Genomic DNA, 17,615 nt, shown 5'->3' on the forward strand with positions numbered 1-17,615 from the left:
TTAGATAGAGAGGTGCTTTTTGGTTTTTTCAACATACACAATAATGACACAACTGTTTGATTATGAAGTTAGTGGGGAAAATTTGCTCGTGAAATTGTAATCCAACCTTCAATTAGGCGTTGCAGAGCCATTTTCGGATCGTCTTCTAGGGATAGCTATAGAGACTTTCAAAAATTGGAGAAGGATACAAAACATCCATGTGAACTATGCCATATGTTAATCCAACTATAGATTGACAGGAAAACCTAAAATGTAACACAGAAATAGGGAGGGATTAGACGCGATGGTTATGAGTTTGGAATTGAAAAATCAAATAGAGAAAGCCAGACATAACCTTCATATGTTGGTAGAGCATAACGAGGGTAGATTTGGACATCCCGATGTGCTTCAGCAGTCCATGGTACTGGATGAATTGATCAATGAGTATAATCGAATGCACTTAAGCAAGCCGAGGGCTTGATGGATATAGATGAGCTTTTTTTGCATGCGCACATGATAATAGCTGGAATAGACAGCAGGAAGAACGAATGCTGTATCATTCCAGTTCAATCATGAGCGCATGTTTTTTTTGTTACTCCTCAATGCAACAGCCGCTTGGCTTCCAGATAAAGTACCTGAACGAACTTTTTGGTATTAATGCGGGTCTGAGACAAGGAGGGCTCCACATTGTTTTGTAGTTCCAGCATTTTCTTGCGAATCTCCGTAAAGTCAAAGAACTTTGACGCGTAATTCTCAAACTTCGGATGTGTGTAATCCGTGAGTCCGAGCGATACGACATGGCTTAATGTTTGGAAAATTGCACGGCGAACGCGCTGCTCAGATGCTTTAATCTCCTTCGTTACTTCCGCTGGTGAGGCATCGGAACCCAGTTTGCGTATGGCTACATTCTGGAAGATATCCTTAAGTGATGGGAACGTGTATGGAGAGAGCTTATGCTCCTCCGTTTCAATCTGCTCCAGGTATTCCAGCATGTCCAGCAAATCTCTGCTGCCCGCTTCTCCGATCATGCCCATCTCGGATAGTAGGAAATGTCCTGCTGTGGTAATCGTTTTGTCGGGGGCTGGTGTTGAAGCACGTTCGGAAGATTGCAGTCTAGACAGTCCTTGCAACGTACGCTGAATATCTGCGATGGATTGCTGCATACGCAGACGTTCGTCCACCAGACGCAGAACAGACAGGATCTCCAGCCGATTAATCGGCTTCGTAATATAATATTCGATGCCAAGCGAATAGGCTTCCCCGATCATATTTTTCGACTCAATCTGGGAGATCATCACGATCTTGCCATCGAACCTTCCTTCAAGTGCACGTATCGTCTGAATCCCGTCTCGCTGCGGCATGAGCAGATCAATCAGCAGTACATCCACCTTATGCAGCTCCAGCAGTTCAGCATGAATATGAGCCCCATCTTCAGCTTCCCCCGCAATCTCGCCGAGCCCCTCATCTTCAATAATATCCATCAGCATGGATCGAACCCCAGGATCATCATCCACAATAAAATAACGCATTTCCGTGTCCTCCTTTCTGATTAAGTTAACTCCTATATATTCCGTTCTCTGCATCTATAAATGATCTTTCCCTGCTATTAATGTCCCCTATTATCATACTTGGTTGTATATCCCGATGTGAAGACCCGTGCATGCTAACAAATATGTCAGATAAAGTGACAGTGAATGGATAAACGTTGCTTATTTATAAAAAATTTAAATGTTTCTGTGTAGGTATTTGTCGGTTTCCGTAGATGCCCCTGTAGTATAGGTAACATCCGAAAATGTGGATTCCGAGATATGCAGAATGGTACAAACGATCTCTTAACCTATCGTACTTCAGCACAAAACGGTCCGTCTGAGGCGATAGAACTGCATGCCTTTATGAAGTAGTATGAGAATTTTTCGCTCAGTCATACAGCTGGGGAACGCTTTTTAACGAACCATCAACGAAAAGGGGCATTGCCAATGGAGCAAACAATACAAGATATTATTGCAGTTTTCAATGATTTTCTATGGTCCAAGCTGTTAATCATCTTGTTGGTCGTATGTGGTTTGTATTTTACGACCAAGACCCGGTTCATGCAATTCCGCATGATTGGAGATATGGTGAAAGTGCTCAAGGAGCCAAAGAGCAAGGAGCCCGGCAAAATTTCGCCGTTTCAGGCATTCTGTATCAGTATGGCAGCGCGCGTGGGAACCGGGAATATTACAGGTATTGCACTGGCAATCGCACTGGGGGGACCAGGGGCTGTATTCTGGATGTGGGTTATCGCGATTTTTGGTTCAGCTTCGAGTTTTGTGGAGAGTACACTTGCTCAAATTTATAAAATCAAAGATAAGGGCGGATTCCGCGGGGGTCCTGCTTATTATATGGAGCGTGGCCTCGGGAAACGATGGATGGGGATATTGTTCGCAATTCTCATCACGTTGTCGTTCGGTTTGGTCTTTAATGCTGTACAGTCCAACACGATTACAGTCGCATTCAAAAATTCATTCGGCATCGATCGGTTGACGGTAGGTATTATTATGGCCGTTGTGTTTGCGGCAATCATCATGGGTGGTGTTAAACGGATTGCCAAGGCGTCCGAATACATCGTCGTTGTTCTTGCTGTGCTGTATATTGGCGTGGCTGCATTTGTTGTTCTGTCGAACATCACACAGCTTCCGGCCATGATTGCGCTGATTGTGAAAAATGCCTTTGGCATTGAACAGGTCGCTGGTGGTACACTTGGAGCCGCGCTGATGAATGGTGTCAAACGTGGTTTGTTCTCCAATGAGGCGGGTATGGGTAGTGCGCCGAATGCTGCGGCTACGGCGGATACAACACATCCGGTTAAACAAGGGCTTATTCAGGCGTTTGGCGTGTTGACGGATACCTTGGTCATTTGTACAAGCACGGCCATGATTATTTTGCTATCAGGTGTATACAAAGGTTCCAATCTGGGTGGAATTGAATTAACTCAAGCGGCATTAAGTGTGCATATGGGTTCATGGGCGTCCGGATTTTTGGCAGTCATGGTGTTCCTGTTTGCCTTTAGTACGCTCATCGGGAATTATTACTACGGGGAGACCAATATTGAGTTTATCAAATCCAATAAAGGTTGGCTGTGGGTATACCGTGTGTGTGTTATCGCGATGGTGCTGTTCGGTGCCGTTGCCAAGGTCCAGCTGGTATGGGATTTGGCCGACCTATTCATGGGGCTGATGGTTGTGGTGAATCTGATTGCCATCCTGATGCTGTCCAAGGTGACATTCGATGCGCTGAAAGATTACAAGAAACAAAAGGCCGAAGGACGTGACCCGATCTTTACTCGGGACCGTATTCACATTCCGGGCGAAGTGGAATGCTGGGAGTCGGAGGCCGAGGTAGTAGGAACAAAATTGAGTGAAGTTGCTAAATAACGAAGAAATAACGGATACAAATACAACAAGAGATCCACATACACTACGATAAAAAGACAAATGAAAAAACAGGACTTAGAATTTCCGTCACGGGGACGGGGATTCCAAGTCCTGTTTATTACATATAAAGTAGTTAATGTTCAGTATATCTGGTGGAATGGGTGGTAACCATCCTATCGGGAGATGTACCTGCCCTTAATCGTTCACAGAGTAACTGATGAGTTGTTCAGACAGAGCTTTCATGCGTTCTCCTGCTTCATTCAGCTTTTCGATGACATCCGTAAAGGAAGATACGAGCGTGGCTTGCTCCTGAGAAGAAGCTGCAATCTGGGATACTTCGACTTCCATCTGTTTAATAACCTGTTGTACATCTTTCAAGCTGATATCAATATCGCTGGTAGCCTGTTTGGCATCGACAGAAAGTTTGCGCACTTCCGTTGCGACCACACCAAAGCCTGCTCCGGCTTCACCTACACGCGCAGCTTCGATAGCGGCATTAAGCCCAAGCAAGTTGGTCTGTTCCGAGATTTCACGAATGAACCCGGCAACCTTGTTGATCTGAGACGAATTCTTTACCGCCAGGCGTGTATTCTCCAGAATCTGTTCGCTGGTGGCCTGCAATTCCTCCGCATGAGCGGCAACGTGCTGGACCATTTCAACCAGGTTTCCATTAATCGTTTGGTTTTCTTGTATAATAGCTTCAAGCTGATTCTGGTTCGATTGATCATACGATACGCAGAAAATAGCAACGACCTGATGATTGTCATCAAAGATCGGTATATTAAGGACATCCAGCTCAATACCGTAGTATTCTGCCGGCAGGTGGGTCAGAGAGGCTTCGTTTCCGTTCTTGAGAGCGGTGAAGTTCTTATATCCATCCAAAAGAGGATCGCCTTCGTTGAATCCGAGATTGAACTTTTCAGTGGAGACAGAATACAATACCTTCTCGTGATCATACACCGTTAGACTGGCTGGTTCTCTAAGAATCAGACGGATATAAGGCATTACTTTCAAAAGGGCATCTACAACGTTCATAGTAGGTCGAACCATCCTTTCTTTATTTGGATTCTAAATTAGCAGTTGTAACTATGCTTATCGCTTTATCTTTCATCGGATAAGAGTGCGCTATCATGTACTCCATTTTCCATAAAATATTGTCATTTTGAAGGCTTAATTTTAGAATATTTCCCATTTGAATGAATGTATTGGATATAAAATCTAGTTGTAACTATTTTTATATCAAGATATTTGTACGAACCTATATCGTTTATGGGACATGTGTCCATTGTATATGTAGATTCACACAGGGGGTTTATCCGAGATGAGAGAAATTATGGACTTTGGATTGCTGCGCCAGCTTGCGCGGGAGCATGGCCTGGATCAGGTGCTCGACGAACCTGCGCTTGCTGAATTAAGGTTGCTCGAAGCCTCCAAAGGTGAGATTATATGTGCCAAAGGTGAACGTCCCGAACGATTATATTTTCTCGTCCAGGGTAAGCTCAAGATTTATACAACACTGCCGAATGGCAAGTCTTTGTTGCTTCGTTTCAGTATGCCTCCTGCGCTGGTAGGTGATCTGGAGCTGGTCAATGGCAAGGAAGCCAAAAACACGGTGGAATCCGTCAATAAGAGCCTGCTGCTCGGTGTAAGCTATCGCTATCTCAAGAATACATATGCTGAAAACCCGAAGTTTCTCCATTTTATGCTCAGTCATGTGACCCACAAATTATATACCTTCTCGAATCTGTCGAGTCTTAATCTGCTTTATCCTGTCGAGAGCCGTTTTGCAAGCTATTTGCTGTCCACGATGGAGCAGGGGGAGCAGATCACAGAAGAAATCCAGACTTCCAAGCTGACAGAACTGGCGGATATGCTGGGCACGAGCTATAGACATTTGAACCGAGTGATCCATGACCTCCGCGACCGTGAAATCATCCGCAAAGAACAGCGCAACATTGTCATCTGCAATCTGGAGCAGTTGCGCGAAATTGCGGGAGGTAATATGTACGAATAAATAAGGATAGTTCTGCTATTTTACAGCATTCTTAAACCATTAGTACGACAAAAACACCCTCTGCATGTCCTATGCCAGAGGGTGTTTTGCATCCACCTGTCGGTGGATGATCCATTTGAATTGCTGTGCTGTAGCTTTATGTTTGAATTGGATTAAATATCTCCACGCTGTTCAAATAATTGAGCAATTTCCACGATGACCTGTGTGGCCTTCACCATATTATCAACCGATACATATTCGAATTTGCCGTGATAGTTCTCTCCGCCCGTGAAGATGTTGGGTGTAGGCATACCCATGTACGAGAGCTGGGAACCGTCTGTACCTCCCCGAATTGGGCGGATGACAGGCTCGATATCCAGGCGAGTCATCGCTTCATGTGCAATATCGACGATCTGGCGCACAGGTTCGATTTTCTCACGCATGTTATAGTATTGATCATTCAATTCAATGGAAATGCTTTTCTCGCCATATTTGCTTTTCAATTCGCCCACGACATCCAACAAATACGCTTTACGTTTCTCAAACTTCTCCCGGTCGAAGTCCCGGATGATGTAGCTCATCTTGGTCAGTTCGACGTCTCCCTCGATAGATAACAAATGATAGAATCCTTCATAACCTTCTGTGAATTCGGGAGCTTCCTCCGCAGGCAGTCGGCGGTTCAACTCCATCGCAATTTTAGCGGAATTGACCATCTTGTTTTTGGCTGTGCCCGGGTGCACGTTGGTGCCCCGTACTGTGATTTTGGCAGCAGCCGCGTTGAAACTTTCGTATTCCAGCTCACCGAGAGGTCCGCCGTCCACCGTGTAGGCATATTTGGCGCCAAAAGCAGGCACATCGAACTTATGCGGCCCACGGCCAATCTCTTCATCCGGGGTAAAAGCAACACGAATCTTTCCGTGTTTTAATTCCGGGTGTTCAATCAGGTAGGCCATTGCCGTCATGATCTCGGTAATACCGGCTTTATTGTCCGCACCAAGCAGTGTTGTGCCATCTGTTGTAATCAGAGTGTGGCCTTTATATTCACGCAGTTCAGGGAAATCAGTGGTGGATAACACTACATCCAATTCCTGATTCAGCACAATATCCTGTCCATCATAGTTGTCGATGACCTGTGGTTTGACATCTTTGCCTGTGAAGTCGGTTGCTGTATCCAGATGTGCGAGGAAACCGATCACTGGAACATCCTTGTCGGTGTTGGATGGCAATGTCGCCATTACGTAGCCGTTATTATCCATGGTCACTTCCTGCAATCCAATGGATTTACATTCTTCAACCAGGTATTTACCCAAGACCAGCTGGCCTGGTGTGGAAGGGCAGGTTTCACTATTTTCATCAGATTGCGTATCCATTTGAGCATAGGTTGTCAGTCTTTGAATTAAAATATCTTTCACCAGTAATCGCTCCTTCGGCTCGGTTTATTATAGTTGGGTATATTATAACCTGTATGTCTGTATGGCTATCATATCATGTTTTAGATTCATTTCGAGTTGTGGTGAATGCATCAGAGGAAAGGGTCGACTAGGTATAAAAAAGGGTACTATCTCACAAAAAAGTACGTACTTGTATTTCTATAGGTTAGGTTCATAATAGTGATTGAGGATTTGAAGCAGGACAACTGCGGCAAGCATGGGCAGCTGTTTTCCGATCTGGAAAACAAGGAATTGCCTCAACATATATCATCATATTGAATAGGAGATGTAATTGAAATGACAGAGAAATTATTTTCCCCGTATCAATTCAAGGGACTTCAACTAAATAACCGTGTCGTCATGGCACCGATGTGCCAATATTCCGTTACTGCCAAAGATGGTATTCCGAACGATTGGCATCAGGTACACTATGTAAGCCGTGCGGTTGGGGGTACAGGATTGATCGTGATTGAGATGACGGATGTTGATCCGGACGGACGTATTACCGACAATGATTTGGGCATCTGGTCAGATGAACACATTCCTGCCTTTACCAAGCTGGTGGATGGCATTCACGCTTATGGCTCCAAGGTGGCGATTCAGATCGCGCATGCTGGACGTAAAGCAGAGGATGCGGCTCGACCTGTAGCTCCATCGGTGGTTACCTTCCCTGGAGAGAGCTTCAATACGCCGCATGCTTTAACTACAGAGGAAACACAAGCCATGGTACAGAAGTTTGCGGACGGTGTACGCCGCGCAGTAGCTGCTGGGGTCGATGCTATTGAGCTGCATGGTGCACATGGTTACCTCATCCACCAGTTCCATTCTCCGCTGATGAACCATCGCGAGGATGCGTATGGACAGGATCTTTCCCGTTTTGGTGTCGAGATTATTCATGCAGTGAAAAAAGAAATGCCTGAAGATATGCCTCTGATTATGCGGATTTCGGCAGTGGAGTACGCTGATGGCGGATATGATATTGATCATACCATTGAAATTTCCCGTGCCTATCAGGCAGCAGGCGTGGATATATTCCACATTAGCTCCGGTGGTGAAGGGGCTTCCGGACAACGTAAACCGGGTAACTACCCTGGTTACCAAGTGCCTTTTGCTCGTCGTTTCCGTGAAGAACTGAACGTTCCTGTCATTGCGGTAGGTATGCTTGAGGATTCAGCACTGGCTCAAGCAGTTATCGGCAACGGTGATGCAGATCTGGTCGCGGTTGGCAGAGGTATGCTGCGCGATCCTTACTGGGCGACTCATGCAGCTCTGGAACTGGGTGTTAGCAAAGATAAAGCGCCTGTTGCACAGCCATATTCCCGCGGATACTGATCTTAATTAGAACATTTATATAAATGCAATTAAAAAGGGATGTCCCATAAGTCATGAACATGACGGAGGACATCCCTTTTCTGTATCATTACGATCTAACGAACCGAACAGCTGTTATTAGCTGCAATTTCCACAGGTTTACGGATTAACAAATCGTAGGCACGTTTCTTCCTCGATCTTGGATCCTTCCTGGTGAGATCGATTCGTTAGCGCTTTGGCCTGAAAGTGAAATCACTTCGAGGGTATTCCTCGTGTAGCTTTAAACACAAATTTCTGATCAGAACGCGAAGGTGCCTGTTTGGGATCGAAGTCAGCATATACAACAACGTCGATGAAACCGATCTGTTCCAGAATTATGCGCAGCTCCTCCACACCGTACCAACGTAATGCAATCTGTTGCAGTTCTGTGGCTATGAGGGTGCCATGGCGCCACTTTTCATAGCGAATTAAACTTACTTTGTACTGCTGAAGCATATTGACTTCGATGTCTTTGCTCTCCATTGTAATCGTATCGCCATCCGGTAATTGAACAGTCGAGGTACCTGAGTAGTGTGAGGTCGTATTCGTTACATCGGGTAGAAAGAGGTCCAGCACAAGTCGACCTCCCGGTTCCAGATGTTGATACAGATTACGCAGGGCCTTTATGGAAGCCTGCCTGTCTTGAATAAGTAGCAGGGAGCCTGCGGCGATTATAATGACTTCATACCGGTAAGGAAGATCAAGTGTCTCCAGATCAGCAGCGAACAATTCAGGCATGGGCAATCCCCGCATGGAGCAAAGAGCACGGCATGAATCGAGCATATCCGTTGAATAATCAAGACCGTCTACGTTCAAACCAGCCTCAAGTAATGGAATCAGCATTCGACCTGAGCCAGACATCGCTTCCAGGATGCGTCCATTGCAGTTCGTCAGATAATTACGGTAAAATTCAATATCGCCTCCAAGGGAGTGGCCAACAGGCTTGGTGGCATTATAAACCTCAGTACATAACGGACCATAATAACTAAAAGACATGTAACGTTTCCTCCACAACATAATTAAAATGAGAATGTGGAAGGGACTAGCTACGAAATGTTTATCCCTTCCGGCAACGGTTGGAATTGAATTTTTCAGAGCAGACTATCATAGGGAATCACGCACCTTTTGTGTAATATATTCCAATTATAGGGTGGGGTTGAGAGTGGGTCAACAGAGTACCTGCCATAATACCTGTTGTTAGCAGAATTTATTTGACACTCATCACTTCATTTCGAACAATAAGTTAAAAGGGGATTTTGCATCAATTCCATGAGCGATAAATGGAATGATGCAAAATACTGATATATATCTAGGAGGAGATATCATGGAATCTTCAAGTGCATTGCCAGATATTCGGGAGCAGCTGTTGCTTCACGCGCCTGTGGAGAAAGTATGGGGGATTGTATCGAGGTCAAAAGGCTTGGAATCATGGTTTATGCCAAGCAATCTAGAGCCAGTGGAAGGGCATGAATTTATACTGGAAGCTGGACCCTTCGGAAAATCACCGTGTAAAGTTACGGAAGTTCAGCCGCCACGCAAGCTGTCATTCCAATGGGGTAAGGACTGGACGCTTACGTTTGAACTGACGGAGCAAGGACAAGACACCGACTTTACCTTGATTCACAGTGGCTGGGACGCGGACAAACTGACTGAATTTGGACAGGCTCATGCCATCATTCGTGAACGGATGGAGCAGGGATGGACTGGAATTGTGCAGAAACTGGCCCAGGTCGTTGGACAAGCGTAAGGAAACGAGAAAAGTAAAACAGATAGCCAACAAGTTCAAAAAAGTCACAGGTCCTACTCCGGTCTGCATTCCGGTAGCTGAGCCTGTGGCTTTTTTGACGTTAAAATATCATGTAAGAACTATTTCCGTCAGCAACAGAAACGTGTAACATGGAGTTATAGGTATAAAACGACAAAATTAGACGTCTCTCGCCATGGAGGCGGAAGGATTACATAGATGAGAAAACACTGGATTATGCTCACCATTAGCTTTATATGTATTGTTGTTTTTCCTCTGGGTTCCATTGTACAAACGTTATTTACCGAGCGCGGCAACCCTCATGCGAATGATGGGGTTATGGACCTGACCGGCTGGAATTTCGATAGACAGGGGGCTGCTTCCCTGGATGGTACGTGGGATTTCTATCCGGGCCAATTGTTGGCACCCGTTGACTTTGAGGCGGATGTCTCCGGACGCAAGCCACTTTCCAAGCCTCTCCCCATCCATGTCCCATCCCGATGGAATGGAACTCTTGGAGAGGCGCACGGTTATGGAACGTATCATTTGCGTGTTCGCATTCCCCCGAGATTAGAGAAGAACGATTATGGGATACGTACTCAAAATATCCGCATGGCCCATCGTTTATTCATAGATGGCAAAGAGATTGGCGGCAAAGGGCTGCCAGGTACAACGGAAAATACCGATATTCAGCTCAATTTGCCTTTTACGGGATTTACCTCCATAGATGGCGACGTTGCAGATATTATCATTCAGGTATCGAATTACAGCTACTCGTCTGGCGGCATTGTTGCATCCATTTTGTTCGGAGACGAGCACAGCATTCTGAAAGGCCAACAGCAGGACTGGCTCAAGGATCTGATGACACTGTTCGGATTTATTCTGCCAGCGGCCTTCTTCCTGATGCTCTTCCGGCTGCGGCGCAGTGAAAAAGAGCTTCAGTATCTGGGATTATTCAGCCTGTCCGGTGCGTTGTACGCATTGACTCATGGAGAGAAGTTGCTGGGAACCCTGTTACCGTTCTTAACGAATAATGAAATTCTGCGGCTTCAACTAATCAGCGCGGCTCTTGCGTATTATTTCTTGCTCCGTTATATGGATGCACTGGTACCTGGAGCGGTCCATCAATGGTTTGTTCGCTTGGGTGTGGTTTTGGTACTCGTCCAATGCGCGGTTGGTCTTACATTGTCTCCTGTTCTGTTCTCATTGCTGGAGCTGCCCATGCTGCTAATTTCACTCGTGGTGATTGGTTACACGTTGCGAGCGATGCTCCATTGGCTGAAAAAGCAACCGAATGACGGTCATTATGTCCTGATGAGCATGATGAGTATATTTATGGTGGTTGTGCTGCACACCGTTGGTGCTTTCACCACCGTGGATACGACATTTCTAGCACTGTATGAGCTGCTGTTATTTGTCTTTGCACAGATGATTCTAACAGCGATTCGGTTTGCACAGTCATTCCGTGAAGTTGAAGCGTTGTCTGAACGTTTGCTTGCCATCGACAGTCTCAAGGATGAGTTTATGGCGAATACGTCCCATGAACTAAGAACTCCCCTTCACGGCATCATTAATATAGCTCAATCGATGCTGGAAGGGGCGGCCGGGGCGGTCACACCCAAGCAGGCCAAAAATCTGTCCATGATCACCTCAACTGGAAAGCGGCTTTCGCTGCTGGTAAACGATATTCTGGACTTTTCCAAGCTCAAAAATGGTGAAATTGAATTAAAACGGAGTGCTGTGGACCTCGAATCCGTTGCCCGAACGGTTGTTGAAGTCTCTGGTTTTACCTTTGAAGATAAACCGGTTGTACTGATCCAGCAATGGCCTCCAGCGTTGCCGTTGGTTGAAGCGGACGAGGATCGCCTAAGGCAGATTCTGTACAACCTGCTGGGCAATGCGTATAAGTACACGAAGCAGGGTGAGATTCGTATCTATGCTCGTGTGGATGGAGCTATGGTGACGGTATCTGTCGCTGATACAGGTGTCGGTATCACCCAAGGTAAACTGGAAGACATATTTCAGTCTTACGAGCAGGGCAATGGAACAAGTGAGAGGGTTAACGAGGGAACTGGTCTTGGACTGAGTATCACTCGTAAACTGGTCGAGCTTGGCGGAGGGAGCATCTGGGTAGATTCGGAGCCAGGTGAAGGTTCGACCTTTCATTTTACCCTGCCAGTTGTGCAGTTTCCTTTGCTGCAAGCGAGTTCGAGGCCTGTTGCAGCCCAATATGTATCTACCCAAGAAAGAAGAGCGCAGGATACGGCAGCAGCAATGGATTGGGATGAGACGGATGATAATCTGGAAGCAGAGCATACCATTCTGATTGTGGACGATGATCCTGTGAATCGACAGGTATTGTTCAATCTTCTATCCACGGAACGTTACCGTGTCATTGCAGCAGATAGCGGGGCAGCAGCACTGAAGCTTCGTGAAAAACACCCCTCCATTGATCTTGTCATTACAGACTGGATGATGCCGCAAATGTCCGGGCTTGAGCTGTGCCGTAAGCTTCGTGAGAACAGTTCCTTGTCCGAGTTGCCCATTCTAATGCTGACAGCTCGCGGGCTGCCAGAGGATATCAAAATGGGATTCCAGGCAGGAGCAAATGATTTTCTGAGCAAACCTGTGGATGCAGGCGAATTGCGTGCAAGAGTACGGACGTTAATTGAGATGCGTACCTCGGTACAGGAGGTTGTTCGTACGGAAATGGCTTTTTTGCAGGCCCAGATCAAACCGCACTTTCTATATAACGCGCTCAACGTCATCATAGCGACATGCGCCGTCAATCCGGATAAAGCGACCGATTTGCTTATTGAACTGAGTCATTACTTGCGAGGAAGTTTCGACTTCCAGAACCGCGACCAACTGGTTCCACTAGCGAAGGAACTGGAGTTAGTGGAGTCCTATGTACATCTGGAACAAGCACGTTTCGAGGAACGTTTGGTGGTCCATTATGATATCGACCCAGATGTTCGTCTTTACCTGCCACCGCTTAGTATTCAACCGCTTGTGGAGAATGCGATTCGTCATGGGGTGATGGAACGTGCTGCAGGCGGCATGGTTAACCTGGGCATTACCAGGGAGGATGAACACATCGTCATTGTGGTACAGGATGATGGAGTAGGCATACCTCCTGAGCGTTTGGCTCAGGTAAGTTCAGGGCGAATCGAAGGTCCTGGAGGTGTAGGGCTACAGAATATTAATCGGCGCCTGTTGTCTTTATATGGTCAAGGGCTGGAGATTCAGAGTCATTCGGGGAAAGGAACGCTAATACGGTTTCGCATACCTGTGGAGAAGAAAAATGGTTCCAAATAATGGGCCGAGTTAGGCGAATTTGGTTAACAGATTATTAAACGAATGCCAAGATAATCGGTATTCCCATTGAATAATTCACGGCAGGAGGCTGGAAGAGCGATGAAAGCCATTGTAATCGATGACGAGAAACCGGCGCAGCTTCATCTGGAACGCCTGTTACGATCGGATGGGCGGATTACCCCCGTGCAGTGTTTTTCAACAGCCCGTGCCGGTCTGGATTTTCTGGCAAAAGAGCGTGTGGACGTTGTGTTTCTGGACATTGGCATGCCGGAAATGAATGGACTGGAAGCGGCTGAATATATACAGCAATTGGACAGCAGTATTCGCATTATATTTATAACGGCTTACGCCGATCATGCGGTTGAAGCCTTTGAACTTCAGGCGCTGGATTATGTGCTGAAGCCGGTAAGTTCAGCGAGGCTTGCCAAAACAATCGATCGCATTGCCGCAGGCATGATATCCTCATCCTCTCAGGTTGCTGCAACCGCTGAGGTTCAGGAATCTGAGGCTGTGGAGTTGGATATCCGTTTGCCTGGATTGCTTACTTTTAAACATCTGGATATTTACAGAAGCCTGGATCAGGAAGCAGAGAAGCACAAGTGGCGCACAGCCAAATCGCAAGAACTGTTTGCTTTTTTGTTTCACCATAGAGGGGATTGGGTAAGCAAAGAGATTCTGCTCGATAAGTTGTGGGCGGATGTCTCGCAAGAGAAAGGGCTAACCCATCTGCATACTTCCGTTTATCAGATCCGTAAACTGCTGAAAGAATGGAACATGACGGGCAAGCTGGAATACAACATGAACCGCTATCGTTTGTTATCGGGTAATCTGGTGAGTGATGTAGAGCAGTTCGAGCAAGGTATGGCATACGCTGACGTTACATCAGACAATGTCGATCAACTGCGGGATATCGTCCCCCTCTACCGTGGTGACTATCTGGAGGAGCATGATTATCGCTGGGCTCAAGCCAAAGCGAGAGATCTGAGAAGTAAGTATATAGGACTGGTTATGGATATCGCGGAATGGGACATGAAGCATGGACGGGGCAAGGAAGCGATGGAGCAGTTGAGTGAACTACAGGAACGGGAGCCATATGCCGAAGAAATCTGCCGATTAATGATGAGGGTAAGTGCATCCATGGATGATCAACAAGCCATACTCAGAATATATCATTCATTTACGCTGACCCTGCTTGAGGAACTGGGACATCAACCGGAGCCGGAGACAAGCAGGCTGTATAAAGATTTAACGGCAAAGTAGGCAGAAGTTCAGGCAGGAGGATGAAGCATGAAGTTATTCATACATCGCAAAGATTTGCGCACAGATGACCTGGTCGCATTCGATTATTTACTGCACCAGGATGCAGAGAGTCTGCATGTGCTCATCTATGATCCGTTTCTGCTGCGGCAAGGTCGTGAACAGGAACATAGTGGAGTGAATTTTCTACAGCATGCTGTAGAGCTTGGTAAGCGGTACCGCAAGTCAGGCCGTACGCTGCACATGGCTTATGGCAAACCAGCTGAGGTGATTGATTATATTCTCGATCAGATGCAAGGTCGTATAGATGAAGTTGTAGTTCATCGGGATATGACCCCATATGCAATTGAACGGGACCGTGGAATACGCAAGGTAACCGAGGAACGAGAAGTCACATTTACGCAGCTGACGGATCATCTGCTGATGGATTTGAAGGGATTCGCTGATTTTACGGGCAAGTCCGAGCCATATAAAGTATTTGCTGCCTTCCACCGACGCTGGGTGGAATTCATGAATGAGCATCCTAATCCAGCTTCAACCACTACGGTTGCAGAGGTGAAGGTCAGTGATCAGCAGATAGAATGGCCAGAGACCTTCCAGGTACCACAACAATTGCTGGCGTATGATGTATCTGATTTGAATGATCCTCATCTAATGTTGGATGGATTTTTATCTGATAGAATTGCCGATTACGGCGACCATCGGGATGAATATGAAGCTTATGAACCGAGCCGGCTCAGTTCTTATGTAGCTGTGGGGGCTGTATCCATCCGCAAGATGTACGATGCTGCGAAACGCACGGAGCATTCGGACGAGTGGATCAGACAATTGTGTTTCCGTGACTTCTACCTGTATCGGGCAGTGTATGAGAGTCATTATTTTACATATGAAAAAGTTTATGATCTTTCGGCGCTCAGCGAGGTTCACTTCGAACGATGGTGCAAGGCCGAAACAGGCATTCCGATTATCGACGCAGCGATGACGGAACTGAATGAGACTGGACATATGCCGAATCGGCTTCGTATTCTGACCGCAATGTTTCTTACCAAAAATCTGCAGTGCCCATACACGCTGGGTGAAGCGTATTTCAGACGTAAGCTCCGTGACTATGACAATATTCAAAACCGGGGCAACTGGCTGTGGTGTGCATCACTTGGCGAGAATGCAGCTCCATACTTTCGGGTGAACAATCCGGTGACACAGTCAGAGAAGTATGATCCCCAAGGGGATTATATCCGCAAATGGCTGCCTGACCTGAAGGGTTTGCATAGCAAAGAGATTCATCAGCCTCGCCAGGATGCCATTGTGGATCTGAAAACCTCAAGACAATCGGCTATTGAGATCTATAAACAAATTCTAGCTAGTCGTCAGCATTGAAGTTTACCATTTTCATCCCAGTGAACCAGCAATATTTTGGACAGATACGAAGCAAGCTCGCAGGCCGCGTCATAGCGGTCTTTTTTACATATATAGACATGAAAAGACTGTGAAACATGTTGAATATTTAGGAACTTTTAAGAATTTGGACTACCCATCTTAAGCTTTATGCTTTTTAATAGATAGTGTGCTTATCGTATTAAGTCATCTTAGACATATCAACGAAACATATTAAGGAGAAACGCTAATTATGAGTGAAACAATCAAAAGAGAGCGAATCCCAGAGCTGAATCTCGTACGGGCAATGGCTATCATCGGTGTGCTGTGTGTGCATTCCACTTCATATGCGACGGTAGACATGACGGGTTCAGGGTATTACTGGCTGTACAATTTTATTAATATTTTTATGAAATATGGTACACCAACGTTTATTTTCATGAGCAGTTTTGTACTGTTCTATAACTATTATTCTCGCCCGCTAGATAAGAAGCTGGTCAGCAATTTTTACAAAAAAAGATTTGTTTACATTTTACTACCGTATTTTCTATTTTCATTAATGTATTTTGTTATCCTGCACTTCACGCATTATCAGGGCCGTCCGTTCGGAGAATCAGCAGTAAGCTTCATAACAAAACTGTTCACCGGCAAGGCGTATACGCATCTGTACTTTGTATTTATTAACATGCAATTTTATCTGTTATTCCCGTTGGTATTGTGGCTGCTCAAGAAATATCCCTCAGTTGTCAAATGGTCGGTACCGATTGGGTTACTCATTCAGTGGGCATTTATCGTAAGTAATAAATATGGCTTCCAGGTGCCGAACAAGGGAAGTTGGGCATTCTCGTACTTCTCTTATTTCATGCTGGGTGCATTTATCGGGGTATACTTTCCGAAGATTAAACAATGGTTTGTCATTAGTCGGGAAAATGCAACCAAAGCTCGTGTAGTTTCATGGATTTTGCTGTGGGCGGTATGGATTTTTGCCGGACTCGGCCATGTATACATTTATTATCTGTTGCGCCTGAAAATTGCGACATATAACACGCTGTGGTACGAGTTTTTCTGGAATCTGCATACGTTCGCCTGTGCATTGGTGCTCATTCAGATTGCGTATCTGCTCTATCGTAAAGGGCCATCGCTGATCGTTAAGCCGCTCAATCGGCTTGGGGCATTGTCCTTCGGTATTTATCTGATTCATCCATTCTTCCTGTTGATCTATCGGAATTATCCACCACAAACCGGGGTATCCTGGCTGATTCACCTGTGGTACGCCGGAGGTTTTGGTGTGGCGTTAATCGCATCGTGGATTGTGGTTGGACTCACGGCAAGATTTGTTCCGTTTGCATGGGTAATATTCGGCAATTTGCCAAAACCGAAGCCACGTCTGGTACCACAACAAAACTCGGGACAACTCGACGTTCGTTAAAATATTTATGCTAATACAGGAATAATAAACCGTTTCTTGGTCGACCATTAGGGTTGAGCGGGGAACGGTTTTTTTGATTGCCGATTAGATTCATACATGGGGAACGGATGTTTCTTTTTCATAAGCGAAGGGTAATGAGAAGGCGGAACACATTTTAAATAATTTATAAGTCTAATCTAGGTTTGAATAAAAAATACACACTAACGGAGAGGGCAGAAAAAACCTGAAGAAGCGTAGCGCTCGCCTTTAGCACCGGATTTTACCTTTTAAAAAGGGGATTAAAGAAATCTGGGGGTAACAGCGATCGGAAGGTTGTTCTGCCAGCGTA

The 17,615-nt window shown here is 45.9% G+C and carries 13 protein-coding genes; 9 read left to right on the plus strand and 4 right to left on the minus strand.

What is annotated here, in order from left to right; translation table 11 throughout:
- Positions 1 to 283 precede the first annotated feature (283 nt).
- Positions 284 to 460 carry an aspartyl-phosphate phosphatase Spo0E family protein gene (locus CRO25_RS14075; protein WP_053782597.1) on the plus strand — a complete coding sequence of 59 codons (177 nt, stop codon included), beginning with the start codon at positions 284 to 286 and terminating at the stop codon, positions 458 to 460.
- A gap of 118 nt (positions 461 to 578) precedes the next feature.
- Here CRO25_RS14075 and CRO25_RS14080 read toward each other — a convergent pair whose 3' ends face one another.
- Entirely contained in the window at positions 579 to 1,508 is a 930-nt protein-coding gene (locus CRO25_RS14080; RefSeq protein ID WP_064641662.1) for a response regulator, read from the minus strand.
- A gap of 447 nt (positions 1,509 to 1,955) precedes the next feature.
- On the opposite strand from CRO25_RS14080, the gene CRO25_RS14085 reads away from it, so the two are divergent.
- On the plus strand, positions 1,956 to 3,392 hold the full coding sequence (locus CRO25_RS14085) for a sodium:alanine symporter family protein (RefSeq protein ID WP_079695422.1): 1,437 nt from the start codon (positions 1,956 to 1,958) through the stop codon (positions 3,390 to 3,392).
- A gap of 195 nt (positions 3,393 to 3,587) precedes the next feature.
- Here CRO25_RS14085 and CRO25_RS14090 read toward each other — a convergent pair whose 3' ends face one another.
- On the minus strand, positions 3,588 to 4,442 hold the full coding sequence (locus CRO25_RS14090) for a methyl-accepting chemotaxis protein (protein ID WP_063567771.1): 855 nt from the start codon (positions 4,440 to 4,442) through the stop codon (positions 3,588 to 3,590).
- A 271-nt stretch (positions 4,443 to 4,713) separates the two neighbouring features.
- Between CRO25_RS14090 and CRO25_RS14095 the strand changes: the two genes are divergently transcribed.
- Entirely contained in the window at positions 4,714 to 5,406 is a 693-nt protein-coding gene (locus CRO25_RS14095) for a Crp/Fnr family transcriptional regulator (RefSeq protein ID WP_063567772.1), read from the plus strand.
- Positions 5,407 to 5,558: 152 nt separating this feature from the next.
- On the opposite strand, the gene pepT is transcribed toward CRO25_RS14095, so the two are convergent.
- Complete coding sequence (pepT, locus tag CRO25_RS14100; RefSeq protein WP_079695424.1) at positions 5,559 to 6,797, minus strand: peptidase T; 1,239 nt, start codon at positions 6,795 to 6,797, stop codon at positions 5,559 to 5,561.
- A 315-nt stretch (positions 6,798 to 7,112) separates the two neighbouring features.
- Here pepT and CRO25_RS14105 point away from each other — a divergent pair, with 315 nt between their 5' ends.
- Positions 7,113 to 8,147 carry an NADH:flavin oxidoreductase/NADH oxidase gene (locus CRO25_RS14105; protein WP_063567774.1) on the plus strand — a complete coding sequence of 345 codons (1,035 nt, stop codon included), beginning with the start codon at positions 7,113 to 7,115 and terminating at the stop codon, positions 8,145 to 8,147.
- Between the two features lie 231 nt (positions 8,148 to 8,378).
- Here CRO25_RS14105 and CRO25_RS14110 read toward each other — a convergent pair whose 3' ends face one another.
- Positions 8,379 to 9,161 carry a bifunctional 2-polyprenyl-6-hydroxyphenol methylase/3-demethylubiquinol 3-O-methyltransferase UbiG gene (locus CRO25_RS14110; RefSeq protein ID WP_079695425.1) on the minus strand — a complete coding sequence of 261 codons (783 nt, stop codon included), beginning with the start codon at positions 9,159 to 9,161 and terminating at the stop codon, positions 8,379 to 8,381.
- 328 nt (positions 9,162 to 9,489) lie between these two features.
- On the opposite strand from CRO25_RS14110, the gene CRO25_RS14115 reads away from it, so the two are divergent.
- The 5 genes from CRO25_RS14115 (at position 9,490) to CRO25_RS14135 (ending at position 17,287) form a co-directional block, all read left to right on the plus strand.
- Positions 9,490 to 9,912 carry an SRPBCC domain-containing protein gene (locus CRO25_RS14115; RefSeq protein WP_079695426.1) on the plus strand — a complete coding sequence of 141 codons (423 nt, stop codon included), beginning with the start codon at positions 9,490 to 9,492 and terminating at the stop codon, positions 9,910 to 9,912.
- A 216-nt stretch (positions 9,913 to 10,128) separates the two neighbouring features.
- On the plus strand, positions 10,129 to 13,227 hold the full coding sequence (locus CRO25_RS14120) for an ATP-binding protein (protein ID WP_079695427.1): 3,099 nt from the start codon (positions 10,129 to 10,131) through the stop codon (positions 13,225 to 13,227).
- A gap of 99 nt (positions 13,228 to 13,326) precedes the next feature.
- Entirely contained in the window at positions 13,327 to 14,487 is a 1,161-nt protein-coding gene (locus CRO25_RS14125) for a response regulator (protein WP_079695428.1), read from the plus strand.
- Between the two features lie 27 nt (positions 14,488 to 14,514).
- On the plus strand, positions 14,515 to 15,861 hold the full coding sequence (locus CRO25_RS14130) for a deoxyribodipyrimidine photo-lyase (protein WP_079695429.1): 1,347 nt from the start codon (positions 14,515 to 14,517) through the stop codon (positions 15,859 to 15,861).
- Between the two features lie 250 nt (positions 15,862 to 16,111).
- Positions 16,112 to 17,287 carry an acyltransferase gene (locus tag CRO25_RS14135; RefSeq protein WP_063567780.1) on the plus strand — a complete coding sequence of 392 codons (1,176 nt, stop codon included), beginning with the start codon at positions 16,112 to 16,114 and terminating at the stop codon, positions 17,285 to 17,287.
- The last annotated feature ends 328 nt before the right edge of the window (positions 17,288 to 17,615 follow it).

The sequence above is a fragment of the Paenibacillus sp. RU5M genome (assembly GCF_900221055.1).
Classification (GTDB): Bacteria; Bacillota; Bacilli; order Paenibacillales; family Paenibacillaceae; genus Paenibacillus; species Paenibacillus marchantiae.